Genomic DNA, 23,785 nt, shown 5'->3' on the forward strand with positions numbered 1-23,785 from the left:
TGTGTTCAGGCGATCGGTTTAATTGTTGTCGAGATCCACATGCCGCGTTTCTTTAAGGCAAAACAATCCGACAATCAGGCTCACTCCCGTCACCACCACCGGGTACCACAAGCCATAGAAGATATCCCCGGTGTACACCACCAGCGCAAACGACACGGTCGGCAGGAACCCGCCAAACCAGCCGTTACCGATGTGGTAGGGCAGGGACATCGAGGTGTAGCGAATACGCGTTGGAAACAGCTCCACCATCAGCGCCGCCAGCGGGCCATAGCACATGGCGGCGATCAGGATCAGCACCACGATCAGCACTACCACCATGACCTTGTTGACCTGGGCCACATCCGCAGAAGTCGGGTAACCGGCCAGGGTCACTGCACCGCGCAGCGCTGCCTCGTCGAAGCCGTCGATGCGCACTTCACCCACGCTGACCTGCACCGGGCTGCCGGCCGGGGCGGCGGCGCTGCTGTAGGGCAGGCCTTGCTTGACCAGGAAGGTCTTGACCTTGTCGCAGGGGCTGTCAAATTTCGCCTTGCCCACCGGGTCGAACTGGAAGGTGCAGGTCGCCGGGTCAGCCAATACGGTGATCGGTGCCTGGCGGCTGGCCTGGTCCATCGCCGGGTTGGTGTAGTGCGCCAGGCCTTTGAAGATCGGGAAGTACAGTGCGGTGGCCAGCAGCAGGCCGAGCATCAGCACCGGCTTGCGCCCGACCTTGTCCGACAGCCAGCCAAAGAAGACGAAGAACGGCGCGCCAATCACCACGCTGATGATCAGCAGCATATTGGCCAGGGCCGGGTCCATCTTCAGGAACTGCGTGAGGAAAAACAGCACATAGAACTGTGACGCGTAGAACGTCACCGCTTGCCCACCGTTGATGCTGAACAGCGCGATCAGCACCACCTTGAGGTTTTCCCATTTACCGAAGGACTCACGGATCGGCGCCTTGCTGGCCTTGCCTTCCTCTTTCATTTTCAGGAATGCCGGCGACTCGTGCAGGCTCATGCGGATCCAAGTGGAAATACCCAGCAGCACAATGGAAAACAGGAACGGAATACGCCAGCCCCAGACTTCGAACTGATCGCCGGTGAAGTACCGGCATGCCAGTACCACCAGCAACGACAGCAACAAGCCCAGGGTCGCGGTGGATTGAATCCAGCTGGTGTTGAGGCCGCGTTTGCCGGCCGGCGCATGTTCGGCCACATAGGTGGCCGCACCGCCATACTCGCCGCCCAATGCCAGGCCTTGCAGCATGCGCAGCACGATCAGGATGATCGGCGCCGCGATGCCGATGCTGGCGTAGGTTGGCAGCAGGCCGACGCAGAAGGTTGCCACGCCCATCAGGATGATGGTCACCAGGAACGTGTACTTGCGCCCGATCATGTCGCCCAGGCGGCCGAACACCAGCGCACCGAACGGGCGCACCACAAAGCCGGCCGCGAAGGCCATCAAGGCAAAGATAAACGCCGTGGTGTCGTTGACCCCGGCAAAGAACTGCTTGCTGATCACCGCCGCCAGGGCGCCGTAGAGGAAAAAGTCATACCACTCGAACACCGTCCCCAGGGACGAGGCGAAGATGACTTTTCTTGATTCGTTACCGGTGCTCGCGTTGGTGGCCGAGCCCAGGGTTTGAGCATGTTCTGACATCGGGAAGCCCTCACAGTGATTATTTATTGTTGTTCCACTGTCGGCGCCAGGCTCAGCGCCGCTATTTCTCAGTTCCTTGCAGGAGCGAGCTTGCTCGCGAACGTTGTCAACAATTACGCGGGAAACCCGGAGGGCAGCGGCGCTTTTGCGTTTTTCGCGAGCAAGCTCGCTCCTACAGTGTTCGGCGAAAGGATCAGCTGCGCGGCTTTTTCCGCGATCATCAGCGTGGGTGAACAGGTATTGCCGGAGGTAATGCGCGGCATGACCGAGGCATCGGCGATACGCAGGCCGGGCACGCCATGCACGCGCAACTGGGCGTCGACCACCGCGTCTTTATCGCTGCCCATGCGGCAGGTGCCGACCGGATGGAAGATCGTCGTGCCGATACGCGCAGCGGCTTCGTGCAGTTGCTCTTCGGTTTGCAGCGAATCACCCGGCAGGTATTCCACCGGCTTGAACTGGCTCAGGGCCGGTGCGGCGACGATGCGTCGGGTCAGGCGAATCGCGTCGGCGGCCACCCGCAGGTCCTCCGGGTGGCTGAGGTAGTTGGGCCGGATCAGCGGCGCATCCGCCGGGTTGGCCGAGCGTATATCGATGCGGCCACGGCTTTGCGGGCGCAGGTCGCAGACCGAGGCGGTAAACGCCGGGAACCCATGCAGCGGTTCACCAAAGCGCTCCAGGGACAGCGGCTGTACGTGGTATTCGAGGTTGGCCGAGGTCTGTTCCGGGCCCGAGCGGGCAAACGCGCCGAGCTGGCTGGGCGCCATCGACAGCGGGCCGCTGCGGTCATACAGGTAGCGCAGGCCCATGCCCATCTTGCCCCATACGGTACCAGCGATCTGGTTCAGGGTGCGGGCGTTTTCCAGCTTGTAGATCAGCCGCAGTTGCAGGTGATCCTGCAGGTTGCCGCCGACGCCCGGCAGTTCATGCCGCACATCGATGCCCAGCGGCTTGAGCACGCTGGACGGGCCGATCCCCGAGCGTTGCAGGATGCCCGGCGAGCCCACGGAGCCGGCGCACAGCACGATTTCCTTGCGCGCCTTCCAGCTCACGTGCTGGCCGTTTTGACGGCCGATCACGGCTGAGGCGCGGCCGTTTTCCAGGACCACGCGGTCTACCTCGACCTCGGTCAGCACGGTGAGATTGGGCCGCTGGCGGATCGGCTTGAGAAACGCCTTGGCCGCGTTCCAGCGCACCCCGGCCTTCTGGTTGACCTGGAAGTAGCCGCAGCCTTCGTTATCGCCCTGGTTGAAGTCGCTGATCGTGGCAATGCCGCTTTGCGCTGCGGCGTCCCGAAAGGCGTCCAGGATCGGCCAATGCAGCCGCTGCTGCTCGACTCGCCATTCGCCGCCGTCACTGTGGAATTCCGAGCTGCCGGCAAAATGGTTTTCGCTCTGCTTGAACAGTGGCAGCACGTCTTTCCAGGCCCAGCCACCGTTGCCTGCCGCCGCCCAGCCATCGTAGTCCTGGGCCTGGCCGCGCATGTAGATCATGCCGTTGATGGACGAGCAGCCGCCGAGCACCTTGCCCCGTGGGTAGCTCAGCGCACGGCCTTGCAGGCCTTCCTGTGCTTCGGTCTTGAAGCACCAGTCGGTGCGCGGGTTACCGATACAGAACAGGTAGCCGACGGGGATATGGATCCAGGGGTAGTTGTCGCGGCCACCGGCTTCAAGCAGCAGCACGCGGTGGGCAGGGTTGGCGGACAGTCGATTGGCGAGCAGGCAGCCTGCGGGGCCGGCGCCTACTACCACATAATCGTATTCAGCAGCTGCAATGGGCATCTGAGGTCTCGCTTGTTTTTCTTATTGGCTCCATCCTAGTTGTTAGTTTTCGTCTTAAAAATGTTAGTTTTTACCCAGCTGCTGTGCGTTTTTAAACAGCGCTATCCGGGCCATGCAATGGAGGCGACATGTTCGACTGGAATGACCTGCGGTATTTTCTGGAGTTGCAGCGCAGCGGCCGCCTGCTCACCGCCGCGCAGCGCCTGAAAACCACGCACGCCACGGTGGCCCGGCATATCGAAGCCATCGAGAAGAGCCTCGGCACCGCGCTGTTCGTGCAGCACGCCCAGGGCTACGAACTGACCCCCGCCGGCGAAGCCCTGCTCAAACACGCCGAGGCCATGGAAAACGTCGCGTTGCTGGCCGAGGACGAACTGACCCACGCCGCTGCGCCCTTGGGCAAGATCCGCCTCGGGGTGGCCGAAGGGTTGGGAGTGATGTTCCTCGCCGGCCGCATGGGCGGGCTGTTCGAACGTTATCCCGGCCTGGAAGTGGAACTGCTCGCCGTGCCGCGCTTCGTCAGCATCCTCAACCGCGAAGCGGAAATCAGCATCCACCTCGAACGCCCCAGCGTCGATCAACTGGTCACGCGCAAACTCACCGATTACCGCCTGGCGCTCTATGCCAGCCGTGCCTACCTGGCGCGCACCCCTCCGATTGAAAAACGCGAAGACCTCGCCGCCCACGCCTGGATCGACTATGTCGACGACCTGCTGTTCAGCCAGGAGCTGAAGTTCCTCAGCAGTTTCTGCCGCAACCCCAAGGTGGTGTTCCATAGCACCAGCGTCATCGCCCAACACCAGGCCGCGCGCTCCGGATTGGGGATTGCGGTGTTGCCGTGCTTCATGGCGTCGGGTGACCCGCAACTGGTGCCGTTGCTGCCGGGGGAGGGGATCCAGCGCAGCTACTGGATCAGCTCGCGCCGGGAGTTGCACAAGTCGGTGCGGTTGCGGGTGCTGTGGGATTACGTGGTGGAATTGTGCGCGCGGGAGCAGCCACTGTTGCTCGGCGAATCCAACGGATGAAACCCTTCCACAGTGATCTGTGGTGTGGGTGACATCGGGTTAATCGCGCAATTCGAATTCGGCACTGCCCAATCGCTCTCCATTCACCAGCACATGCACCGCATGCCTGCCGGGATAGTGCTTGCGCGTGGTCAACGCGCGAATATGCTGCTCGCGGCGGATGTTCTGCCGTTCACCCGCGCCCAGCGTAAACGCCTTGAGCTTGAACACCTTGGCCGTGCTGTGCCCGGCGCTTTTGACGTAATCGATGGCATAGTCCACCACCAGTTTCTGTGCAGTGGCAGCGGTGGATTCCAGGCTGAACGACAGGGTGATCCGCTCGCCCAGGGTGATCACCGCCGGCGTCACACTCAGGTGATGGAGCTTCACCTCGGCCTTGGCGCCTGCGCCCATGATCGTCAGCGCGCGGGTGTTGCCCTGCTTGATCAGGCTGCGCAGCGCATGGCGGGCGATCCAGGCGGTGTGCGGGTTATCCAGGTTCCAGCCTTCGATCAGGCCGAGCACCCAATCCGGGTGGTCCTTGGTGATGTCGTTGAGGTGGTTGGCCACGGATTTACGTACGTAGAGGCTGCTGTCGGCCTTTAGGTTGTCGAGGATCGGCGCACACAGTTCGGGGTTGGCCTGCACCTTGGCCAGGCGAAACGACCACGGCAGGCGCGGGCGCGAGCCTTCGCTGGCGAGGCGGCGCACGTGATCGTTGTCATCCAGCGACCAGGTTTGCATGACCGCCAGGGTGCGTTCGAAGTCGTGGAGCAAGAAGGGTCTTATGGCGAACTCAGCCGAGCCAAAGGGGGTGAAGTATTTGAGCGCGGCCATGGAGCGCTTGAAGTCATCCAGGCCGTAGCTCGCCACGTAGTGCGGCAGGCACAGGCTGACAAACCCGCTGTTCAGGCGCGGCGCCAGGGCGTAAAGCAGCTTGAGGGTCTGGGCATAGTCCAGCGGGATCACCGCGTGCAGGCTTTCGCTGACTCGCGCCACACGCTGCATCACCGATAACTCGGCGAGCCCGGCCTTGGCGTGCTTGAGAAACCCCTTGGCGTCGAACGCCGGGTACACCGCTGTCATTTCGCTGGCGATGTGCTGCAGGCGTTCGAGGTTGAAGATTTCCTTGAGGGCCGGGGCGCTTTGGTCGGTCATCGGTTATTCCGTCGTTAGAGAAACCAGCGGTATTCCCGCGCATGGATTTCTTGTTGAAAGGCCAGGTGATCCTGGCGTTTGTTCTCGCAGTACACGTCGACAAATTCGGCGCCCAGCTTATCGCGCACTACCGGCTGATGCTGCATGGCGCGCACGGCATCGAGCATTTCCACGGGGAAGTCGGTGCCGCTGCTGCGGTCCTCGTTCAGTGGCGCGATAGGTTCTTGCCTGGCTTCAAGGCCATGTTCAAGGCCGACCAGGATCGCCGCCAGCACTAGGTACGGGTTGGCGTCGGCACTGGCCAGGCGATGTTCGATCCTCAGGTTGCGCGGGTCGGAATCGGGAATGCGCACGCACGCGTCGCGGTCTTCAAACCCCCAGCAGGCGCGGGTGGCTGCGTTGACCGTACCGCCCAGGCGGCGGAAGGCGTTGTGGTTGGGCGAGAAGATTGGCATGCAGTGGGGCAGCAACTCCAGGCAACCGGCTACGGCGTGGCGCAGGGGTTGCTGCTGGTGCGCCGCGAGCACATTGTTGCCCGCACCGTCGTACAGGCTGACATGCACATGCATGCCGCTGCCGGGGAATTGCAGGTAAGGCTTGGCCATGAAGCTGGCGCGGTAGCCGTGCTTGAGTGCCACGCCGCGGGTGCTGCGGCAGAACAGGGCCGCCCAGTCGGCGGCGCGCAGGCCGTCGTCGAGGTGACCGAAATTGATCTCGAACTGACCGGGGCCGAGTTCGGCGGTGATCACCGTGATGTCGATGCCTTGGTCCTTGGCGGTCTGCGCCATGTCGTCCAGCACCTCGCTGAAGCGCGACAGCCGTTCGATATGCAGGTTGGGCTGGTCGTCGGTGTCATCGCTGAGCGGGTCGCGGGCGAATTGCGGCAGGCCGTTGTCGAGCTTTTTGTCGAACAGGTAGAACTCCAGTTCGAAGGCCACCACCGGGTGAATGCCTTTGTGGTGCAGGCGCTCCAGCACCTTGGCCAGGACTTCGCGAGGTTCGAATTCGATCGGCGCCTCGGTACCGTCCGAGGTGATCAACATCTGCCCCAGCGGCTGCGACTCCCAGCTCACCGGCTTGAGCGTGCCCGGCACCAGGCGGCGGTTGGCATCCGGGTCGCCGTCGTGGAAGCAGTAGTCGCCGATCTTGAACAGCCCGCCCTGAACCCCCAGCAGCACGGCGTTCTGCGGCAGCTTCAAGGGGCTGCCGGCGGCGACCTTTTCCAGCATCTCGATGGGGTAGCGCTTGCCGTAGAAATGCCCGGGAATGTCCAGGGCGATCAGGTCGACATAGCGCACGTCGGGATGGTTCTGGCGAAAGGTCCGTACTTCGGCCAGTAACGTGGAGGCTTGGCTTTTCACGGGTGTTGCTCCTAGTTGTAAACCCACAACACGCGGGCGGGCAGGTCGGTGAGGTTGGCGTAGCGGCAGTGGGCGAAACTGGCCAGGTGGAAGCTGTCACCGGGGCCGAGGGTGACCGAATCGGCCTCGCCCTCTACCCACAGGGTCAGTTCGCCTTCCAGTACAAATCCGGCCTGCTCGGCGCGGTCGCTCATGGTCTGTTCACCGCTGTTGGCACCGGGTGCCAGGAGGCTGTCGAGCATCGAGAAGGCGCCATTCATGCTGGGGGACACCAGGATGTCGGTGATGCCGTTGGCGTAGTACACCGTGCGGCGTTCGTTGGGGCGGGTGACCCAGCTCACGGCCTTGGGTTTGGACAGGCTGTAGAAATAGGTGGTGGGCACGTCGAGGGCATGGCTGATGGCGGTAAGATCCGCCACGGTCGGACGCGACAAGCCCCGTTCCACCTGGGACAGGAAGCCCACCGAACGCTCGATTTTCTGTGCGAGTTGGGCGAGGGTGAGTTTCTTGTACTTGCGCAGGTCGTGGATGAGGATCGCCAGGGCGTCGAGTTCTTCTTGCTGGTTCATGAAATTTATATCTAATAATTTCATGAAAAATTACAGGATTAATTTCATAAGGGCAATGGGGGCACGCGTAAGCCAGTGAATACCCTGTGGGGAGCGGGCTTGTCCCGCGTTGGGCTGCGTAGCAGCCCCATTAAAGAAGACGCGGTGTATCAGACACTCTGTAGCGGCTGGTTTTGGGTCTGCTTCGCAGCCCAACGCGGGACAAGCCCGCTCACCACAGGGAGATTTGTCAGGGTCTGAAAAGTTGTGTAGATACCTATGCTCATCACAGGGGATCAAGGTTCAACAGGCTGAATGATTTCATGCGCCTGCGGTCGGAACCTGGGTACGCATCATTCATTGAAGGAGCACCCATGAAGTCCAAAACCCTCGCTGCCTGTGTCCTGGTCGCCGCCAGCCTGTCCACCGCCAGCTTTGTCGTGCAGGCCGGCGATACCCCTCAGGAAACCGTGCAGCCTTCGAACATCAATACCCGTGATTTGAAAGAAGGCGACCGCGCCCCGGACATCCTGATGCGCAAGGAGTCGGCGGTCAGCGACTGGAAGAAACGCGGTCTCAAGCAGCCTGAAGCCGACAGCCAGTGGGCCCGTGTGGGCGACAGGTTCGTGCTGCTCAAAACCACCAACGGCACCATCCTGGAGATCACACCCGTCAAGAAATGACCCGCGTTTTTTTTCGGCTCTTGCGGTAAGGTAACCGGCCATCAAGGCCGTGTTACCTTCAAAGAAAGAGAGCAGGATGCTTGCCACAATAAGAAACTACCCCCGCGCCGTGAACCTGCTGTTGTCCGCCACGTTGCTGCTGACGCTGGCCAAGGCGATTACCTTTCCCTACCTGGTGATCTACCTCACCCGCCAATTTGACCTCGACATCACCCAGGTCGGGCTGGTGATCGGCAGCTCGTTGATCCTTGGCTCGCTGCTCAGCGTATATGGCGGTTTTCTGGTCGACCGCATCAACAGTTATCGGCTGTTGCTGGGGTTGAGCGTGCTGTTTGGGCTGGGGTTTATCGGTACGGTGCTGGCGCAGAACATCTGGGCGTTCTACAGCTGCCTGATCCTGATCAACCTGGCCTACGCGGTCATCGATATTGCGGTAAAGGCCGGTTTTGCCAGCTTGCTGCCGGAAGATGCACGCAGCGAAGTGTTTTCCATCAAGTACACGCTGACCAATATCGGCTATGCCGCGGGGCCGTTCTTTGGGGCGATGGTGGCCAAGCTGGACATCAGCCTGCCGTTCATCCTGTCGGCGTTGTTGGGGGCCGGTTTTTTCCTGCTGTACTGGCGCTGGGGCGATCGCACCCTGGCGACCATCGATGTGACGCAAAAGCCGGTGCCGTTCTTGGCCGTAGGCCGCGTGCTGCTGCGTGACCATCGCCTGGTGTGCTTCACCCTTGGGGGTGTGCTCAGCGCCGTGGTGTTCGGCCAGTTCACCGCCTACCTCTCGCAGTACCTGGTCACCACCACCAGTGCTGAATACACCTACACCGTCATCAGTGCCGTGCTCACCACCAACGCCGTGCTGGTGATCGCCTTGCAGTACGTGATTGGTCGACGTATTTCCCACCGTTACCTCAGCCAATGGCTGATCGCCGGCCTGGGCATGTTCATGCTGGGCTTGATTGGTTTTGCGCTGTCCACCAGCGTGCTCTGGTGGGTGTTGGCGATGGCGGTATTTACCGTGGGGGAAATCATCGTGTTCCCGGCCGAATACATGTTTATCGACCGGATCGCCCCGGATCACCTGCGGGGCATGTATTACGGGGCGCAGAACCTGTCCAACCTGGGGGCTGCGCTGGGGCCGGTGTTGTGCGGGCTGGTGCTGGCCAGCCTGCCGGCCCACTACATGTTCTACATGCTGGGGGCGTTCATTGTCGCGGGCGGGGTGTTCTATTTCATTGGTTCGTCGTTGAAGGCGCGTCTTCCAGCGTGACCTTGCCCATGTTGTTGCTTTGCAGTTCGTAGCGCAGTTCTTCCACCATCTTTTCCACGTCTTGCGGGGTCTGCAGCCGGTTGGTGCTGATCCCCGTCACCACCAGGTCCACCCGGCCGGTGTCGGCGTCGTAGACCTTGAGGGTCAGCGACGCATCCCGGCACAGGGTGAACTCGCATGTCAGCGGCGCGAGGCCTTCTTCGATGCAATTTCGCAGTTGAGAGAGCGTAAACATGTGGGTTCCTTCAAGGTGTCGTTTTACGACGGCACAGGTAGAAAGCCCTGTACTCACACCTTGAAGGTTAGGGATTGGGACTGCGCGGGATAAGGCGAATTCGCACTAGCCGCACTAGTGCATTTGCACTTTCATCGGGTTTTCTTAACCCGCAGTTCACCGGCAAACAGCCCGCGTTCACGGGCCCAGACAATCGCTGCACTACGGCTATGCACCCCCAGTTTCGAGTACACCGTGGCCACATGGTTACGCACCGTGTTGGGCGCCAATTTCAGGCGTGAGGCAATCTCCTTGTCGGCCAGGCCCTCGCAGATCAGGCCGAGTACATCGCGCTCGCGGGCGGTCAGGTCGGTGAAGGCCACGTTCGGCAGGTTGGGGCTGTTGACGCTCTTGGCATTGGCCAGTTTCTCGATCAGGGTCTGGCTGAACCAGGACGCGTCCTGCATCACTTCCTCGATGGCCGCCACCAACTCCAGCTCCGAGCGCTTGCGTTCGGTGATGTTCATCATCACCAGCAGGTAGCAGGGCACATCCTCAATGATCACCGTGTCTGCCGAGACCACGCAGTCGATGACCTCGTTGCCTTTCTTGCGCACCTTGAGGTCCTGGCCATCGAGGTTGCCGGCTTTCTCCAGGGTGGCGAACAACTGCGCGGCCGCCTCCTGGTTGTCGATGAAGTTGATGTCTTCGATGGATTTACCGATCAGCTCTTCGCTGGTGTACCCGGTAATGGTCATGAACGCTTCGTTGACATCCACCACCTGGCGGTTGGCGGCGCTGCACACCAAGGTGGGCACCGGCGTCAGGCGAAACGACTTGGCGAAGCGCTCTTCACTCTGGCGCAGGGCGATTTCGGCCTTGCGGCGTGGCTCCAGGTCGGTGAAGGAAAACAGCATGCAGTCTTCCTCGTTCATGTCCAGCGGCTGGCCGGCGACGATCACCAGTTTGCTGCCGCCTCCGGGCAGTTTCAGCTCGGCCTGCATCTGCGGGATGGTCGCGCCTTCCCCCAGGCGCTGAACGGCCAGCTCCCTGCGCTCGGCATGCTCCAGCACGTCCAGTTCATATACGGAGCGGCCGATCACCTGGTCACGGGTGTAGCCGGTCATCTCCAGGAAGCCCTGGTTCACTTTGATATAGCGCAGGTCGCTCAGGCGGCAGATCACCGCCGGCGCCGGGTTGGCGTTGAAGGTTTTCTCGAAGCGCTGTTCGGCGCTGGCCCATTCGGTGGCGTCGCTGAGGATCAGCACCAGCAATTCAGGCGTGCCATGGGAATCGCTGATGACCAGGCTGCGCAGGCGGTGCACCCAGGTTTTTTCTTCATCGGCGGTGGGCATGACCTCCACTACCACGTCACTGAATTCATCGCCTGCCGCCGCGCGGGCGAGGGGGTAATTCTCCAAGGGCAAGGGATGATTATTGCGATAGCGCAGGCTGAAGCGTTCGGCGTATTCCTGGGTATTGGCACCCAGTGCCGTGACGTCCTCCACACCGTGCATGGCCAGTGCGGCCTCATTGGCCCAGAGAATGGTCTGGTCGACTTCGGCCAGGATGATCCCGTCGGACAGCCCGGAGATAATCTGCTGCAGCTGGCGGCGATTGGTTTCTTTGGCGAGGACATCCTGGGTCATGGTTTCTCCGGGTTTTAGACGCATGAAAGTACGACAGCCCGGTGTCAGGATAGTGCAGGGTAATTGCGCGGCGTGGGGTGCGAATGCACCAGGTGGCCTGGTGCCTTTGCGCGAGGATGAGGAGTTGAAGCAACAGGCCGAGTATAAAACCCGTGAAGTGGCGCCCAAGCAGCTGTCGCGTGTGGCGTTGAGTTTCTTTGTGGGGCGAATGGCACTGACGATGCGTCGGGTGCCGTTGGCTTGATCGATTATTGTTGTGTTCAAAAGTGGTTAGGGGGGCCCTAACCACACCTTTCAAGTTGCCAGCCAACCTACGATCGGCACAATCATCAACGTACTCAACGCCATTGAAACTACATTGCCAATGTACGGATGAAAATGGGCAGGCAGTCTCGCTGCAACTGCACAGGCCAACGGCGGTGCGATCAGGGCGCCCAGCAATGCACTTGAAGTCACCACCATCCAACTGCCACCGTGGGTCAACACTGCTGCCGGTACCACAGATACCAACGGTACATAGGTGGGATACCAACCCCGCTTTATCCATTGATGGCGCCAGATCACTACGCCAAAAGCCGACGTCAGTGCCTGTGCTCCTACCATGTGCAAAAGCAGGCCGGAGCCATAAGCCGGGCTCATGGGGTTGAGGGCATAGGCAAGCAACACGCCTGCCAACAGTCCGAGACTGGCCAGCTCATTTCCAAAAAAGGGTGCTTCGGAAAAGTCCGCCAGCACTCGGCGCAGGCTCCAGAACACTCCGTAACTGGGCGGGGTAACAGGTATCGGTCGGTCTGGAGCGATAGAGTCCGAACGCACCAGCGAGGGCACCCGACGACACAGTGCAAATGCGATGACGCTTCCGATAGCCATGCCCAGCACATTACCGACCACGGCTGGTAAACCCAGTGGCACACACACCAGATTGACGATCAACAAGCACAGTGGAGTAACCAGTAAAGCTCCCAGCATTGCACCATTGAGGGCGACCTTCCAACCGCTGCCAAACATGAGCACCATCGCTGCTGGCAATGAAACAAACGCCGCAAACGTAGGCTGCCAGGTTTCGGCGGTAACGCTCCAACCCCACAGCAGGTTGCTCAGCAACAGCCCGATCAACGAACTGGTCACCACCCAAGGCCACAATCCGGTGCCATAGCAAATGGAAAAGCCCTGCCAGGCTTTGCCACGTTTGTTTGCCCACCATGCCAGATAGGCACCACTCAATAGGCCCAATGACGCGAGTTCATGCTTGTAAAAGGCAACTTCGCTTATATCCCCCACTACCCACCGCAACCACGCTACGGGTTGGGGGAGGGCCGTCACCATCTCGTTGTATCCTGGCCATGAACCTTGATGACTGGATACAACCCATACCGCGAGCAAGGTAGCGACGAGTCCCAGTACAACAACTGTGATATCCGCTCGTGAGCGGGTTGGCGTTTTCCTGGCAAACAACGTTTCCATAGATTGCCCTCCTCTCAGCGAGGCAGGGCAGGGTGCTGGGAATACCCGAGCATCTGATCATAAAGATCATTGCGACGGTCCCGTTGCAGATCATTGAGGCTGTTCCAGATCGGCGCGCTGCGGGCGCTGGTGATGTCAATGTCGGCGAACAGGATCTCCTGGCGATTGGCCGAAGCCACGGCGCCGATTGGCCAGCCATTTGTCCCTGCAATCAAGGAGCATCCGAGATAACGGGCATCCCGCTCTTCACCAATGCGGCTCGCGGCCGCGATAAATACGTTGTTCACATGTGCAGCGGTCATCGTCAGGTACGACGCCATGCACTTTCCTGCCTCATCGAACAACGGTGGGGGTGTCCACACCCAATTGTTCAAGCTGCAAATGATATCGGCGCCTTGCTGGCTCAAAATGCGCGGTACCTCCGGAAACCAGATGTCCCAGCAGATCAGCAGGCCGATACGACCGATCGGCGTTTCAAACACTGGAAAGCCAGAATTCCCCGGGGTGAACCAAAGCTTTTCCAAGTTCCATAAATGGGCTTTTCGGTATTTGCCTATGAACCCGTCGGGCCCCAGCAATACCGCTGTGTTGAACAGCTGCATACCATCGATTTCGCCAAGACCGGCGACCAGATACACCTGGTGCTTGCAGGCAAAATCGATCCATTCCCGCACACTCGGTCCGTTCGGCACTGCCTCTGCATGATCAAACGCGTCCTGGCGGCTGCTGAAGAAATAGCCGCAGTTGGAAAGCTCCGGCAGCACGATCAGATTGGCGCCGCCGTTTGCTGCTTCAGTCGCCAGTAGAAGACTTTGATGCAGGTTGTCGCTTCGGTTGGCTATGCCGACCTGTGGGTTGAACTGAATGACGGCGACGCGGGCAGGGCTTGTTGGTTCGCTCATGGGGATGACCTCTTATTGTTATGCAACCGGATTTTGGTTGGATGTTTATAAGAGGTGAAGAAATGTTTAAAGAAAAGTCAGATAATTCCTGTTGTGATGTAGCCGGATTCTCTCGATGTAGTTTAAGTCTCTGTCTTGTACTCTGGATAATCTTGCATGCAAAAATCTCCATTGAATTTTGCTTGGGTCTTGTTGCAGATATTGATCACAGTATCAACTGCGCCTCTGAAGCAAGGTTCTGTCCAGCCAGCATCCACAGAAAAAGATTCACCACAAAGATAAAGCCCGGATGTGAGAGAAAAGTCCCTATTGTATTTCATCAGGCCTACGGCGTCGTAGTAGGTGCCAGGGCGATAGAGTTTTGCACAACCAAGGGCGTGTTTATCGTTCATCCAGCGCTGAACGATTGCTTGGTCACGTCCTATATAGGGAGAAATGCGTTTTTTAATATTTGTTGACTTCAAAAGTATCCTGTCCAGCTCCTCTATGCATTTGTCGACCAGTTCTTCGTCGCTGAACAGCGAAAGCTTTGTTGCATCATCCTCCCACGTGTAGCTTAAGAGGATACAGTCGTAAGTGTGGTTTCCATTGTAGCGATAAGTGTAGATGTCATGTATGAAGCTGTCGGTTACAATAGCTTGAGGTATGTTTTTATTGGATGAGAGGAAGGACTTTTTGAGGGGGGCGTACACCTTGCAGCTGGTTTCCCAATGAGCCGTTTTGTAGGCTGCGATTGTTTCGAAGGGAAGCATGTCTTGGCTGAAATTCTCGATGAGAATTTGTGTTTCTATCAGCCATGATGGAAGGGTAATTACAAGTGAATCGACATCGATAAATTCACTTTTTGTTTTACTCGGCTGTGTAGTATTCCAGTCGTAGTAAATCCTTGTTTTTCCATTCTCAAGTTTTTTTATTTTCGTTGCAGCACTGTTGGTCAGCAAACCGTACGGGCTTTTCAGTAAGTGTTCATATAATGATTCGGTGGTCTCTTGCGCTTTTATAAAAAGCAGGGATTCGGCCAGTGAGCCAAGACCAATGTAATTTGGTTTATTAAATTTTAGGCCTCTCGAGTCAACTGTCTCTGTGACGTCAAGATAAGGTGACGCCATGGGGGCACCTTCTGAATTCACACGGCCGTGGATCAGTTGCAAATGACTGCTAAAACCAAATATCGCCGTGCGTATTGGGTAAATCGAGCAGACGTCATAGAACGCTCCCCAACTGCCATCACCAATGCCTATTGAGTAAAAAACAGCCGACTCCTGTGCGGTCATCCCCATTCCGCCAAAGTTGCCAGGATCACTTTGCCGCCAGTGATCGATAGTTGGCATCTTCACCAAGTCACGAAATGACGTGCCTTCATATTTTTTTACTATGGCATCCCACATGTCTTCCCAACCGTCAGAGCCGAAATGCTCGGAAACGTGCAGCGTCATCCGTTCAGCGAATGCCTTCCACTTCGCAAAAACGGACCTTAAGATTTTACCGGGTGGTGCTGTTTTTCCGTTTGGGTTTTTCCAGATAAGCATTGTGGGTTCACTGTCTCCTTCCAGGCTCCCTTCTCTCAGGTAGATTCCAGTTGAGTGGACGCTGGGGCTGCCGGGGTTTGGAAAGTCGGAGCAGACTAATTCAAATTCATTTGCGTAATACGCCATAAGCGAACGACCATCTTTGGGCTGCTCATTTGATCTATTGAAGAACGGCATTCTCATTGCGCCCATCTCAAAAGGAGGGCGACCGACAGTGTTCGTATTATTACTACCAAGAGCTGTCAGGTGTCGACCGCCTATACGCTTTGACTTTTCTATTAGTGTAATATTTTTGAAACCGCACCTATGCAGCTCGCGTGCAGTTGTTAAACCTGTAATTCCCGCACCAATAATGCAAATTTTGTGAGCAATGTCGGTCGCTTGGGCAACGCCGTTTTCTTGCTCTACCAATGCTCGGTAATCGAAACACAAATCTGGCGGGCTAGGGAATCGTGCCCTCCATTTATTCTTTACAGTGCGCTTTTTACGATGACTTTGTTGGGCTATATCTGCTGGGTAATTAAAGTTTGAACCGATGGTCATTTTTGATCTTTCTCGTTCAGAATTGATTTTCTACTTATAGGTTGAATATAGGTTCTGGAAGAGACAATAAGCAGGATGTGATTTTTGGCTAGGGTATGTCGTGTTCTGTTGTAGGTGAAGGGGAACTGGCCCGAGTATTTGATTGTTCCACGCTCCGCGTGAGAGCGATCCAGAGCACAAAGATTGATATTACTTCACTGGCGTAAGGGATTTACCCACCGTCATCATCAAGCCGCAAGATTTTTTATCCGTGTGTCTCGTGTGTGCAAAAAACGCATTACCATTTGGTGGGGGGTATATACACACCCAAGGGTAAGGCGATGAGAAGTCGAGCAGGTGATTGACCTGCTGGTTGCGGATGGTTGGTTTGAGGTGGCAGTGAAGGGCAGTCATCATCAGTTCAAGCACCCCGTGAAGCGGGGAAGAGTCACCGTCCCTCATCCCAAGTCAGAGATTGCCAAGGGCACTCTGCACAGTATTTTCAAATCAGCCGGTCTCAAATAATTGCCTGCTGGATGAATTGGGCGAGCTCCCACGGGCTCGGTCAGAGGAGGAGCAATGAAATTCCCAGTGGTAGTACACAAAGATGCTGATTCGGATTACAGCGTGACCGTCCCTGATGTGCCGGGGTGTTTCTCGGCGGGCGGGTCTTTTTCCGAAGCGCTGGACAATATACGTGAGGCATTGGCTCTGCACCTTGAAGGCCTGGTTGCCGATCAGGAACAGCTTCCTCAGGCGCTGGAGGTTGATGCCCATTTGGGTAATCCGGATTTTGCCGGTGGTGTCTGGGCGATAGTCGACTTTGATCTCACGCCTTATCTGGGGAAATCAGTGCGGTTCAATGCCTCTCTGCCGGAACACCTCTTGCAGCGGATTGACGAGCGTGTGCAAAAGGATCATCGCTATGCATCGCGGTCAGGTTTTTTGGCGACGGCAGCGCTGCGTGAGCTCTCTGCGTAAGTAAGCACAAGCGAGCACTCTGTATCGGCTTATGGCGTGTTCAAGTCGGGCCGACGCTATATCTACGGGATTTTTGTGGGGGCAGTAGTAAAGCAACGGGGCCGCTGCGCAGCCCTGCGGGAGCAAGCTCCCTCGCCACAGAGACCCACTGTGCTTTTAACGTGGCTGCACGCACTCCAGCGACCGGTCCACCATCACACTGGCCATGTCCACCAAGTGCATGACCGAAAGCACCAGCGTGCGCGAAGGACCGTCCAGTTGATCACCTGCCGTCTGTGCGGCAACGGCGGCGCAACGCAGCACACTGCTGGCGTGGGCCAGGGCGTCTTCGAAGCTGAGGTCTGGGGTGGTCGTGAAGAATTTCAGTTCTGGGGCGGGTGGGGCGGGGACGAGTTTGTCCATTTTGAAGCTCCTCTAGTCAGTAGGAGCCGACACCATCGCTGCTAAACGATTTGGGGTGGCGGCCATGCGCAGGTTAGCAGACCGGTGACTAGGAACCCGGTGCACCCGAAGGTGCCCTGCGCACGGCCACCATGAAGCACGGGCCGAAAAAAAGCGCCCTGCAAAAGGTGGCGCTTTGCGCCTAGTCATATCGGCGGGCTGCTAAACCCGGTCACTGAATTGGCAGTGACCGCCGAAGACTAGCCACGTGATTTGAGCGGCGCAAGCGCTTGGGATTCTCTCGGAAACGTCCTGCAAGTTAAAGGGAAATGTCACGGCAGCGACTGTTCCTGCACTTGCCAAACCCCATCGATTCTGGGAAAACCCCAGCCTTTACGCCTTCAACGAGAACCCCATGAGCCCCGACGAACTCCAGATCACCGACACTCGCCCAGGCACCGGCAAAGCCGTGGTCAAGGGCGCACTGATCACCACCCAGTACACCGGCACTCTGGAAGACGGTACGGTCTTCGATTCGTCCTGGGAGCGGGGCAAGCCGTTCCAGTGTGTGATCGGCACCGGGCGGGTGATCAAGGGCTGGGACCAGGGGTTGATGGGCATGCAGGTCGGCGGGGTGCGCAGGTTGTTTGTGCCGGCGCACCTGGCCTATGGCGAACGGTCCATGGGTGCGCATATCAAGCCCAACAGCAATCTGCGTTTTGAGATTGAGTTGTTGGAAGTGCTGACGCGGGATGATTGAGTCGTTTCGACGCAAGGAGGCTGCATGAACATACTTCACGCAATACGCGACAGCTGGGGTTGGGCGGGCATTGACCCTGTTGAGGTCGTAGGCGCTACGGCGTTTGGCAATTTGATGGTCGAGGACGAACAGGGTCGCTACTGGCGAGTGTGCCCCGAGGCACTTTCCTGCGAAGTGATCGCCCAGACCCGTGAAGCCTTGGACGAGGTCTCCAGGGATCAGGCCTTTCTGCACGACTGGTACCTGCAATCGATGGTGGATCAGGCCGAGGAGATGCTGGGGCCGTTAGCGCAGGGCGAGGTTTACCATTTCGTTATTTCGCCGGTTTTGGGCGGCGAGTACGCCATCGACAATGTGCGTCAACTTGATCATATCGAGCAGCTTCGGTTCTGCGGTGATTTGGCACGTGAGATCAAGGATTTGCCCGACGGCGCGCAAGTGAAACTCAAGATTGTGGATTAGTCGCTTGTAAGGACAGCACCTCATGGATGTGGATTGCATGACTCAACTTCCTCTGAGCACCTTCCCCGATATTCGTGTCGTGGCGCTTACCCTGGCTGACGAAGCTGAGCTACAGCAGTTTTTTGAGCAGGCGCCGGATTACTTCATCGCGGTCAACGGCGAGCCTGCCACGCTGACCGAAGCGTGCGACGAATTGCAGGTGCAATTGCCGGCGGGGTGGGCGTGCAGTCGGATGCACTGGCTGGGTTATCGCGGTACGGACGAGGCGCTGGTCGCCGTGGTGAATATCGCGGCGGATCTGCTGGCTGATGGGGTGTGGCATATCGGTTTGCTGCTGGTCGATTCGCGCTGGCATGGCACCGGGCTTGCCCAGCAGCTGCATTCAGACATTGAACGTTGGGCCGTGGAAAATGGCGCCCAGTGGCTGCGGCTGTCGGTCGTGGTCGGCAATACCAAAGCCGAACGCTTCTGGCCCAAGCTTGGGTATGTATCCGTGCGCACGCGGGACGGGATCACGATGGGGCGGCAGGTGAACAGGGTGTCGATTCAGGTTAAGGCGTTGGCGGGTGGACAGGTTAAGGATTACCTGGCGTTGGTTGAGCGGGATCGACCCTGTACACCGTAAGTGTGGGATGCCCCGCTCGCCACAGGAATGCGGTCGACTGAAATGGCTGACCCTCCTTTGATCTTCGCCAGGTTCAGGATGACCGCTTCCTGAACCCTCCCTGAAGAATCTTCTTATTCACCATATGGAAACTTTCCTACGGTTTACTCTCCTTAAATCGGGGCGTAAGCTTCGCGCGTTTTCATCAATAGCGGAGACCCTCAGTGGGTACTTGTTCGAGTGACAGTTGTCGGCCGGTCTCGGTAACCGGCACATACTTGGCAAGATAACGCGCATTTTTTTCGATGCCGTTGTCTCGCCACCTAGCGAGAAGCGGCATCCTGACAGTGGCCAGTCCTGGCCCCTGTGCGATCCCTCTCATCGACGCTGACCAGCACCCGGTTAACCTCGGGATGCTACGGACGCGCCTGTCTTTTACGGCGGGCGGGCCGGGCTGACTGTGCCTATGAAAGGGCGCGGTGGGACAGGCAGTACCTGCTCGACGGTTTTTCCTCGCGCAGGAGTAACACACCATGAACCTCACTCTGTTGAAAGAGTTCTTCGCCGGCTTCCTGCGGACCCGGCATATCGCCCGGCATTTCCGCCGCCTGGCGATGCTCGAAACCGTCACCGATGCCAGCGTCAGCCGCGAAGTGCCGCCCACCCTGGCGCAAACCCTGGTGGTCGCGGCCAATAGCAGTGCCGTGCAATTGCTCGGTACGTTGGGCAGCCATACCGAGGGCTTGAGCAGCCTGGAAGCCGATGCCCTGCGCGTGCAATACGGCCTCAATGAAGTCGAGCACGAGCAGCCGCTGCCGTGGTGGGTGCACCTGTGGCATTGCTACAAGAACCCGTTCAACCTGCTGCTGACCTTGCTGGCGGTGATCTCCTGGCTGACCGAAGACATGAAGGCCGCCACGGTGATTTTCTCCATGGTGGTGCTCTCGACCCTGCTGCGCTTCTGGCAGGAGGCCAAGTCCAACAAGGCCGCCGATGCCTTGAAAGCCATGGTGAGCAACACCGCCACGGTGCTGCGCCGCGATGATGCCAAACGCGTCGAATTGCCCATCAAGCAGTTGGTGCCAGGCGACCTGATCGTGCTCTCGGCCGGGGACATGATCCCCGCCGACTGCCGCGTGCTCAGCGCCAAGGACCTGTTCGTCAGCCAGGCGGCGATGACCGGTGAATCGATGCCGGTGGAGAAGTTCGCCCAGCAGCACGACACCAACACCCGCAACCCGCTGGACCTGGAGAACATCCTGTTCATGGGCACCAACGTGGTGTCCGGCGCCGCGACGGCGGTGATTCTGACCACCGGCAACAGCACCTATTTCGGCGCATTGGCTCAACGCGTGACGGCCACCGACCGTGCGACCACCTCGTTCCAGCACGGCGTCAACAAGGTCAGCTGGTTGCTGATCCGCTTTATGTTCGTGATGGCGCCGCTGGTGTTGTTCATCAACGGTTTCACCAAGGGCGACTGGACCGAAGCGCTGCTGTTCGCGCTGTCGATTGCCGTGGGCCTGACCCCGGAAATGCTGCCGATGATTGTCACGTCCACCCTTGCCAAGGGCGCGGTGTTCCTGTCGCGCAAGAAGGTCATCGTCAAGCGCCTGGATGCGATCCAGAACTTTGGCGCGATGGATGTGCTGTGCACCGACAAGACCGGCACCCTGACCCAGGACCGGATTTTCCTGGCGCGTCATGTGGACGTGTGGGGCGAGGAGTCCGACGATGTGCTGGAGATGGCTTACCTCAACAGCTACTACCAGACCGGACTGAAAAACCTGCTGGACGTGGCGGTGCTGGAGCACGTGGAGGTGCATCGCGAACTGAAGGTCGGCACCGCGTTCCAGAAGGTGGATGAAATCCCGTTCGACTTCAACCGCCGCCGCATGTCGGTGGTGGTGGCCGAGCAGGGCCGGCCGCATCTGCTGATCTGCAAAGGTGCGGTGGAGGAGATCCTCTCGGTGTGCAACAACGTGCGTCATGGTGATGTCAACGAAGCGCTGACCGACGAGCTGCTGGCGCGCATTCGCCAGGTCACTGCCGCGTTCAACGAAGAAGGCCTGCGGGTGGTGGCGGTGGCCGCGCAACCGATGGCCCCGGGGCGCGACACTTACAGCCTGGCGGATGAAAACAACCTCACGCTGATCGGCTACGTCGCGTTCCTCGACCCGCCCAAGGAAAGCACTGCGCCCGCTCTCAAGGCGCTGAAAGCCCATGGTGTGGCGGTCAAAGTGCTGACCGGCGACAACGAGCTGGTCACCGCCAAGATCTGCCGTGAAGTGGGTCTGGAGCAACAGGGCCTGTTGATGGGCAACGACATCGAGGACATGACCGACGCCCAGTTGGCCAAGGCCGTGGAAACCACCAATGTGTTCGCCCGCCTGACGCCCAGCCACAAGGAACGCATCGTGCGCCTGCTAAAGGCGAACGGGCATGTGGTGGGCTTTATGGGGGACGGCATCAATGACGCACCGGCGCTGCGGACGGCGGATATCGGGATTTCGGTGGACAGCGCGGTGGATATCGCTAAGGAAGCCGCCGACATCATCCTGCTGGAAAAGAGCCTGATGATCCTGGAGGAGGGCGTGCTGGAGGGCCGGCGCACCTTCGCCAATATGCTCAAGTACATCAAGATGACCGCCAGTTCCAACTTCGGCAACGTGTTCTCGGTGCTGGTGGCCAGTGCGTTTATCCCGTTCCTGCCGATGCTGCCGATGCACCTGCTGGTGCAAAACCTGCTGTATGACATCTCGCAGATCGCGATCCCGTTCGATCACGTCGACGAGGAAATGCTCGCCAAACCACAACGCTGGCAGCCAGGGGATGTGGGGCGCTTCATGCTGTTTTTCGGGCCGATCAGTTCGATTTTCGACATCACCACGTTCGCACTCATGTGGTACGTCTTCGATGCCAACACCCCTGACCACCAGACGCTGTTCCAGTCCGGCTGGTTCGTGGTAGGGCTGCTGACCCAGACGCTGATCGTGCACATGATCCGCACCCCGAAAATCCCGTTCCTGCAAAGCCGCGCGGCGCTGCCGTTGATGGTGATGACCGCTGTGATCATGGCTGTGGGGATCTTCCTGCCGATGGGGCCGCTGGCGCATTACTTCAAATTGCAGGCGCTGCCGTCGCTGTACTTTGTGTTCCTGCCGGTGATCCTGCTGGCGTACATGGCGCTGACCCAGGCGGTGAAGGGCTACTACATCCGTAAGTTTGGCTGGCAATGAACAGGGACGGTTTCCCATGCAAGCAATCGACAACATCAACCTCAACTCCCTGGTCGATACCCTGGTCAGCCTCACCGCCGCGTTTATCCTCGGTGGCCTGATCGGCTTCGAGCGCCAGTACCGCCAACGCACGGCGGGCCTGCGCACCAACGTACTGGTGGCGGTGGGCGCGGCGATTTTCGTTGACATGGCCAACCGCCTCGGCGGTGCGGAAGGCGCCGTGCGGGTGGTGGCGTATGTGGTGTCGGGCATCGGCTTTCTGGGGGCCGGTGTGATCATGCGTGAAGAAGGCAATGTGCGCGGTCTCAACACCGCCGCCACGCTCTGGGCGTCGGCGGCGGTGGGGGCGTGCGCCGGTGCCGACCTGGTCCTCGAGGCGTTGCTGGGCACGCTGTTTGTGCTGGCGGCCAATACCCTGCTGCGGCCCATCGTCAATAACATCAACCGCCAACCCCTGGATGTGGTGTCGGCGGAGGTTACCAACATCCTCTATGTGATTGCCCGGCGTACCCAGCAAACCGCGGTATTGGCGTTGCTGGAAGCTGAACTGGCGCGCTGTAACTACCCTGCCAGCGATGTCGATGTACGACCGTTCGGCGCCGAGGAGGTTGAAATCGAAGCCACACTGGCGGTGACCTCGGTAGACGGTGACGAGTTGGACGCCCTGGTGGCGCGAATTTCCCGGTCGACCCTGGTGGTACAGGCGTTCTGGAGCCCCAGCACCACCGAGTAGCCTTTGGAAGATTCTGAGGAAAAGTCCTACATTTAGTCGAGATTATCCCTTCATTGGAAAAAGCACGCGGTTGCTAAGGTTGCGCGCTTGCGCCTGTTCAGGAATCAAGGCGTGGCTGCACATGTTTATCGTGTTTTGCAAAAGGAGGGGCCTGTAGTGCCTGAGGTGTTGTACAGAGTAATCAGTGCCGCTTGTCGGAACTGTTACTTTTCACAGGTAGTGGGGTCTCGCGTGATATGTAAGCGTACTGATCTTCCCAGGGGAGTCTTATGAGCAACAAAGCTTTAATCGTGGATGATCACCCTTTTATACGCGCCACCGTGAAGTATCTGTTGAAGCAGGAAGGCTTCGATACCATCTACGAAGCGGGGAACGGCGCTGACGCCATGCAGATTGCTCGTGAAGAACGTCCGGACCTGGTCATTCTCGACCTGGCGATGCCCAAGCTCGGTGGGTTGGAGGTGATCAGCCGGATCAAGGCACTGGAGTTGCCCTGCAGGATCCTGGTGCTGACCTCGTATCTGGCGGTGTTTTTTTCCACTCGCTGCATGCGCGCCGGGGCGATGGGGTTTGTCGCCAAGACCGGTGAGCTGGATGAGCTGCAAAAGGCGATCAGGGCGATCAGGTCCGGCTACAGTTGCTTCCCCAGCCTGCCCACCAGTTCGGTGCGTCGCGACGACCTGCAATCGACCGAGCAGGAGTTGGTGGATGCGCTATCAGATCGCGAATTGACCGTCCTGCAAAAGCTGGCGCTGGGCCTGGGCAACAAGGATATTGCCGACGACATGCTGTTGAGCCACAAGACTATCAGTACCTACAAGACGCGGCTCAAGGAGAAGTTGCGTATGTCGTCGGTGGTGCATCTGTCCAAGTTCGCCCAGCGCAATCATCTGATCTGA

At 58.7% G+C, this 23,785-nt stretch carries 23 protein-coding genes; 12 read left to right on the forward strand and 11 right to left on the reverse strand.

Features of this window, described 5'->3' with window-relative positions; translation table 11 throughout:
• Positions 1 to 18: 18 nt before the first annotated feature.
• Both J3D60_RS00415 and J3D60_RS00420 read right to left on the reverse strand, forming a co-directional pair.
• Entirely contained in the window at positions 19 to 1,641 is a 1,623-nt protein-coding gene (locus tag J3D60_RS00415; protein ID WP_253488628.1) for an MFS transporter, read from the reverse strand.
• Positions 1,642 to 1,754: 113 nt separating this feature from the next.
• Positions 1,755 to 3,422 carry a GMC family oxidoreductase gene (locus J3D60_RS00420; protein ID WP_253488630.1) on the reverse strand — a complete coding sequence of 556 codons (1,668 nt, stop codon included), beginning with the start codon at positions 3,420 to 3,422 and terminating at the stop codon, positions 1,755 to 1,757.
• A 128-nt stretch (positions 3,423 to 3,550) separates the two neighbouring features.
• On the opposite strand from J3D60_RS00420, the gene J3D60_RS00425 reads away from it, so the two are divergent.
• Positions 3,551 to 4,447: a LysR family transcriptional regulator gene (locus J3D60_RS00425; RefSeq protein WP_253488632.1), complete on the forward strand. Its 897-nt coding sequence runs from the start codon at positions 3,551 to 3,553 to the stop codon at positions 4,445 to 4,447.
• A 39-nt stretch (positions 4,448 to 4,486) separates the two neighbouring features.
• Here the strand turns inward: J3D60_RS00425 and J3D60_RS00430 are convergent, their stop codons facing one another.
• Genes J3D60_RS00430 through J3D60_RS00440 form a run of 3 tightly spaced genes read right to left on the reverse strand, consistent with a single transcriptional unit; the run spans position 4,487 to position 7,514 of the window.
• Positions 4,487 to 5,584, reverse strand: coding sequence for a DNA alkylation repair protein (locus tag J3D60_RS00430; protein WP_253488640.1), 1,098 nt, complete (start codon positions 5,582 to 5,584; stop codon positions 4,487 to 4,489).
• A 14-nt stretch (positions 5,585 to 5,598) separates the two neighbouring features.
• Positions 5,599 to 6,945: a glutamine synthetase family protein gene (locus tag J3D60_RS00435; RefSeq protein ID WP_065942142.1), complete on the reverse strand. Its 1,347-nt coding sequence runs from the start codon at positions 6,943 to 6,945 to the stop codon at positions 5,599 to 5,601.
• A gap of 11 nt (positions 6,946 to 6,956) precedes the next feature.
• Complete coding sequence (locus tag J3D60_RS00440; protein WP_027603184.1) at positions 6,957 to 7,514, reverse strand: helix-turn-helix domain-containing protein; 558 nt, start codon at positions 7,512 to 7,514, stop codon at positions 6,957 to 6,959.
• Positions 7,515 to 7,867: 353 nt separating this feature from the next.
• Here J3D60_RS00440 and J3D60_RS00445 point away from each other — a divergent pair, with 353 nt between their 5' ends.
• Positions 7,868 to 8,176: an RcnB family protein gene (locus tag J3D60_RS00445; RefSeq protein WP_027603185.1), complete on the forward strand. Its 309-nt coding sequence runs from the start codon at positions 7,868 to 7,870 to the stop codon at positions 8,174 to 8,176.
• A 76-nt stretch (positions 8,177 to 8,252) separates the two neighbouring features.
• Positions 8,253 to 9,446: an MFS transporter gene (locus tag J3D60_RS00450; protein ID WP_253488642.1), complete on the forward strand. Its 1,194-nt coding sequence runs from the start codon at positions 8,253 to 8,255 to the stop codon at positions 9,444 to 9,446.
• Here the strand turns inward: J3D60_RS00450 and J3D60_RS00455 are convergent.
• Entirely contained in the window at positions 9,409 to 9,681 is a 273-nt protein-coding gene (locus tag J3D60_RS00455; protein ID WP_027603187.1) for a DUF1652 domain-containing protein, read from the reverse strand. The two genes, J3D60_RS00450 and J3D60_RS00455, sit on opposite strands and share 38 nt — an antisense overlap.
• A gap of 131 nt (positions 9,682 to 9,812) precedes the next feature.
• Entirely contained in the window at positions 9,813 to 11,309 is a 1,497-nt protein-coding gene (locus tag J3D60_RS00460; protein WP_065942144.1) for a PAS domain S-box protein, read from the reverse strand.
• A gap of 22 nt (positions 11,310 to 11,331) precedes the next feature.
• Between J3D60_RS00460 and J3D60_RS00465 the strand changes: the two genes are divergently transcribed.
• Entirely contained in the window at positions 11,332 to 11,553 is a 222-nt protein-coding gene (locus J3D60_RS00465; RefSeq protein ID WP_253488644.1) for a hypothetical protein, read from the forward strand.
• Positions 11,554 to 11,603: 50 nt separating this feature from the next.
• Here the strand turns inward: J3D60_RS00465 and J3D60_RS00470 are convergent, their stop codons facing one another.
• The 3 genes from J3D60_RS00470 to J3D60_RS00480 all read right to left on the reverse strand — a co-directional run bounded on the left by J3D60_RS00470 (position 11,604) and on the right by J3D60_RS00480 (position 15,747).
• A complete protein-coding gene (locus tag J3D60_RS00470) occupies positions 11,604 to 12,773 on the reverse strand; it encodes a hypothetical protein (RefSeq protein ID WP_253488646.1) in 1,170 nt (389 codons plus the stop codon).
• 14 nt (positions 12,774 to 12,787) lie between these two features.
• Complete coding sequence (locus tag J3D60_RS00475; protein ID WP_253488648.1) at positions 12,788 to 13,675, reverse strand: nitrilase family protein; 888 nt, start codon at positions 13,673 to 13,675, stop codon at positions 12,788 to 12,790.
• 122 nt (positions 13,676 to 13,797) lie between these two features.
• On the reverse strand, positions 13,798 to 15,747 hold the full coding sequence (locus J3D60_RS00480; protein WP_253488650.1) for an FAD-dependent oxidoreductase: 1,950 nt from the start codon (positions 15,745 to 15,747) through the stop codon (positions 13,798 to 13,800).
• 336 nt (positions 15,748 to 16,083) lie between these two features.
• Between J3D60_RS00480 and J3D60_RS00485 the strand changes: the two genes are divergently transcribed.
• Positions 16,084 to 16,251, forward strand: a complete 168-nt coding sequence (locus J3D60_RS00485; protein WP_253488652.1) for a type II toxin-antitoxin system HicA family toxin — start codon at positions 16,084 to 16,086, stop codon at positions 16,249 to 16,251.
• 54 nt (positions 16,252 to 16,305) lie between these two features.
• Positions 16,306 to 16,707 carry a type II toxin-antitoxin system HicB family antitoxin gene (locus J3D60_RS00490; RefSeq protein WP_253488654.1) on the forward strand — a complete coding sequence of 134 codons (402 nt, stop codon included), beginning with the start codon at positions 16,306 to 16,308 and terminating at the stop codon, positions 16,705 to 16,707.
• A gap of 156 nt (positions 16,708 to 16,863) precedes the next feature.
• Here the strand turns inward: J3D60_RS00490 and J3D60_RS00495 are convergent, their stop codons facing one another.
• Positions 16,864 to 17,109, reverse strand: a complete 246-nt coding sequence (locus tag J3D60_RS00495; protein WP_253488656.1) for a DUF3077 domain-containing protein — start codon at positions 17,107 to 17,109, stop codon at positions 16,864 to 16,866.
• A 394-nt stretch (positions 17,110 to 17,503) separates the two neighbouring features.
• Between J3D60_RS00495 and J3D60_RS00500 the strand changes: the two genes are divergently transcribed.
• The 6 genes from J3D60_RS00500 to J3D60_RS00525 all read left to right on the forward strand — a co-directional run bounded on the left by J3D60_RS00500 (position 17,504) and on the right by J3D60_RS00525 (position 23,785).
• On the forward strand, positions 17,504 to 17,848 hold the full coding sequence (locus J3D60_RS00500; protein WP_065926228.1) for an FKBP-type peptidyl-prolyl cis-trans isomerase: 345 nt from the start codon (positions 17,504 to 17,506) through the stop codon (positions 17,846 to 17,848).
• Positions 17,849 to 17,872: 24 nt separating this feature from the next.
• A complete protein-coding gene (locus J3D60_RS00505; protein WP_253488658.1) occupies positions 17,873 to 18,310 on the forward strand; it encodes a T6SS immunity protein Tdi1 domain-containing protein in 438 nt (145 codons plus the stop codon).
• A gap of 22 nt (positions 18,311 to 18,332) precedes the next feature.
• Positions 18,333 to 18,935: a GNAT family N-acetyltransferase gene (locus J3D60_RS00510; RefSeq protein ID WP_253488660.1), complete on the forward strand. Its 603-nt coding sequence runs from the start codon at positions 18,333 to 18,335 to the stop codon at positions 18,933 to 18,935.
• 512 nt (positions 18,936 to 19,447) lie between these two features.
• Entirely contained in the window at positions 19,448 to 22,153 is a 2,706-nt protein-coding gene (gene mgtA, locus J3D60_RS00515) for a magnesium-translocating P-type ATPase (protein ID WP_253488662.1), read from the forward strand.
• 16 nt (positions 22,154 to 22,169) lie between these two features.
• Positions 22,170 to 22,886, forward strand: a complete 717-nt coding sequence (locus J3D60_RS00520; RefSeq protein ID WP_115487912.1) for an MgtC/SapB family protein — start codon at positions 22,170 to 22,172, stop codon at positions 22,884 to 22,886.
• Between the two features lie 269 nt (positions 22,887 to 23,155).
• Positions 23,156 to 23,785, forward strand: coding sequence for a response regulator transcription factor (locus J3D60_RS00525; protein ID WP_065942151.1), 630 nt, complete (start codon positions 23,156 to 23,158; stop codon positions 23,783 to 23,785).

It is taken from the genome of Pseudomonas sp. S3E17 (assembly GCF_024168685.1).
In the GTDB taxonomy this organism is placed as follows: Bacteria; Pseudomonadota; Gammaproteobacteria; order Pseudomonadales; family Pseudomonadaceae; genus Aquipseudomonas; species Aquipseudomonas marginalis.

Excerpts from the sequence above, each read along its gene's own strand:
- J3D60_RS00430 (WP_253488640.1), bottom strand. The coding sequence starts at position 5,584 with ATGACCGACCAAAGCGCCCCGGCCCTCAAGGAAATCTTCAACCTCGAA.
- J3D60_RS00415 (WP_253488628.1), bottom strand. The coding sequence starts at position 1,641 with ATGTCAGAACATGCTCAAACCCTGGGCTCGGCCACCAACGCGAGCACC.
- J3D60_RS00455 (WP_027603187.1), bottom strand. The coding sequence starts at position 9,681 with ATGTTTACGCTCTCTCAACTGCGAAATTGCATCGAAGAAGGCCTCGCG.
- J3D60_RS00420 (WP_253488630.1), bottom strand. The coding sequence starts at position 3,422 with ATGCCCATTGCAGCTGCTGAATACGATTATGTGGTAGTAGGCGCCGGC.
- J3D60_RS00510 (WP_253488660.1), top strand. The coding sequence starts at position 18,333 with ATGGATGTGGATTGCATGACTCAACTTCCTCTGAGCACCTTCCCCGAT.
- J3D60_RS00490 (WP_253488654.1), top strand. The coding sequence starts at position 16,306 with ATGAAATTCCCAGTGGTAGTACACAAAGATGCTGATTCGGATTACAGC.
- J3D60_RS00445 (WP_027603185.1), top strand. The coding sequence starts at position 7,868 with ATGAAGTCCAAAACCCTCGCTGCCTGTGTCCTGGTCGCCGCCAGCCTG.
- J3D60_RS00440 (WP_027603184.1), bottom strand. The coding sequence starts at position 7,514 with ATGAACCAGCAAGAAGAACTCGACGCCCTGGCGATCCTCATCCACGAC.
- J3D60_RS00475 (WP_253488648.1), bottom strand. The coding sequence starts at position 13,675 with ATGAGCGAACCAACAAGCCCTGCCCGCGTCGCCGTCATTCAGTTCAAC.
- J3D60_RS00425 (WP_253488632.1), top strand. The coding sequence starts at position 3,551 with ATGTTCGACTGGAATGACCTGCGGTATTTTCTGGAGTTGCAGCGCAGC.
- J3D60_RS00495 (WP_253488656.1), bottom strand. The coding sequence starts at position 17,109 with ATGGACAAACTCGTCCCCGCCCCACCCGCCCCAGAACTGAAATTCTTC.
- J3D60_RS00450 (WP_253488642.1), top strand. The coding sequence starts at position 8,253 with ATGCTTGCCACAATAAGAAACTACCCCCGCGCCGTGAACCTGCTGTTG.
- J3D60_RS00465 (WP_253488644.1), top strand. The coding sequence starts at position 11,332 with ATGAAAGTACGACAGCCCGGTGTCAGGATAGTGCAGGGTAATTGCGCG.
- J3D60_RS00500 (WP_065926228.1), top strand. The coding sequence starts at position 17,504 with ATGAGCCCCGACGAACTCCAGATCACCGACACTCGCCCAGGCACCGGC.
- J3D60_RS00470 (WP_253488646.1), bottom strand. The coding sequence starts at position 12,773 with ATGGAAACGTTGTTTGCCAGGAAAACGCCAACCCGCTCACGAGCGGAT.
- J3D60_RS00480 (WP_253488650.1), bottom strand. The coding sequence starts at position 15,747 with ATGACCATCGGTTCAAACTTTAATTACCCAGCAGATATAGCCCAACAA.
- J3D60_RS00505 (WP_253488658.1), top strand. The coding sequence starts at position 17,873 with ATGAACATACTTCACGCAATACGCGACAGCTGGGGTTGGGCGGGCATT.
- J3D60_RS00525 (WP_065942151.1), top strand. The coding sequence starts at position 23,156 with ATGAGCAACAAAGCTTTAATCGTGGATGATCACCCTTTTATACGCGCC.
- J3D60_RS00460 (WP_065942144.1), bottom strand. The coding sequence starts at position 11,309 with ATGACCCAGGATGTCCTCGCCAAAGAAACCAATCGCCGCCAGCTGCAG.
- mgtA (WP_253488662.1), top strand. The coding sequence starts at position 19,448 with ATGAACCTCACTCTGTTGAAAGAGTTCTTCGCCGGCTTCCTGCGGACC.
- J3D60_RS00520 (WP_115487912.1), top strand. The coding sequence starts at position 22,170 with ATGCAAGCAATCGACAACATCAACCTCAACTCCCTGGTCGATACCCTG.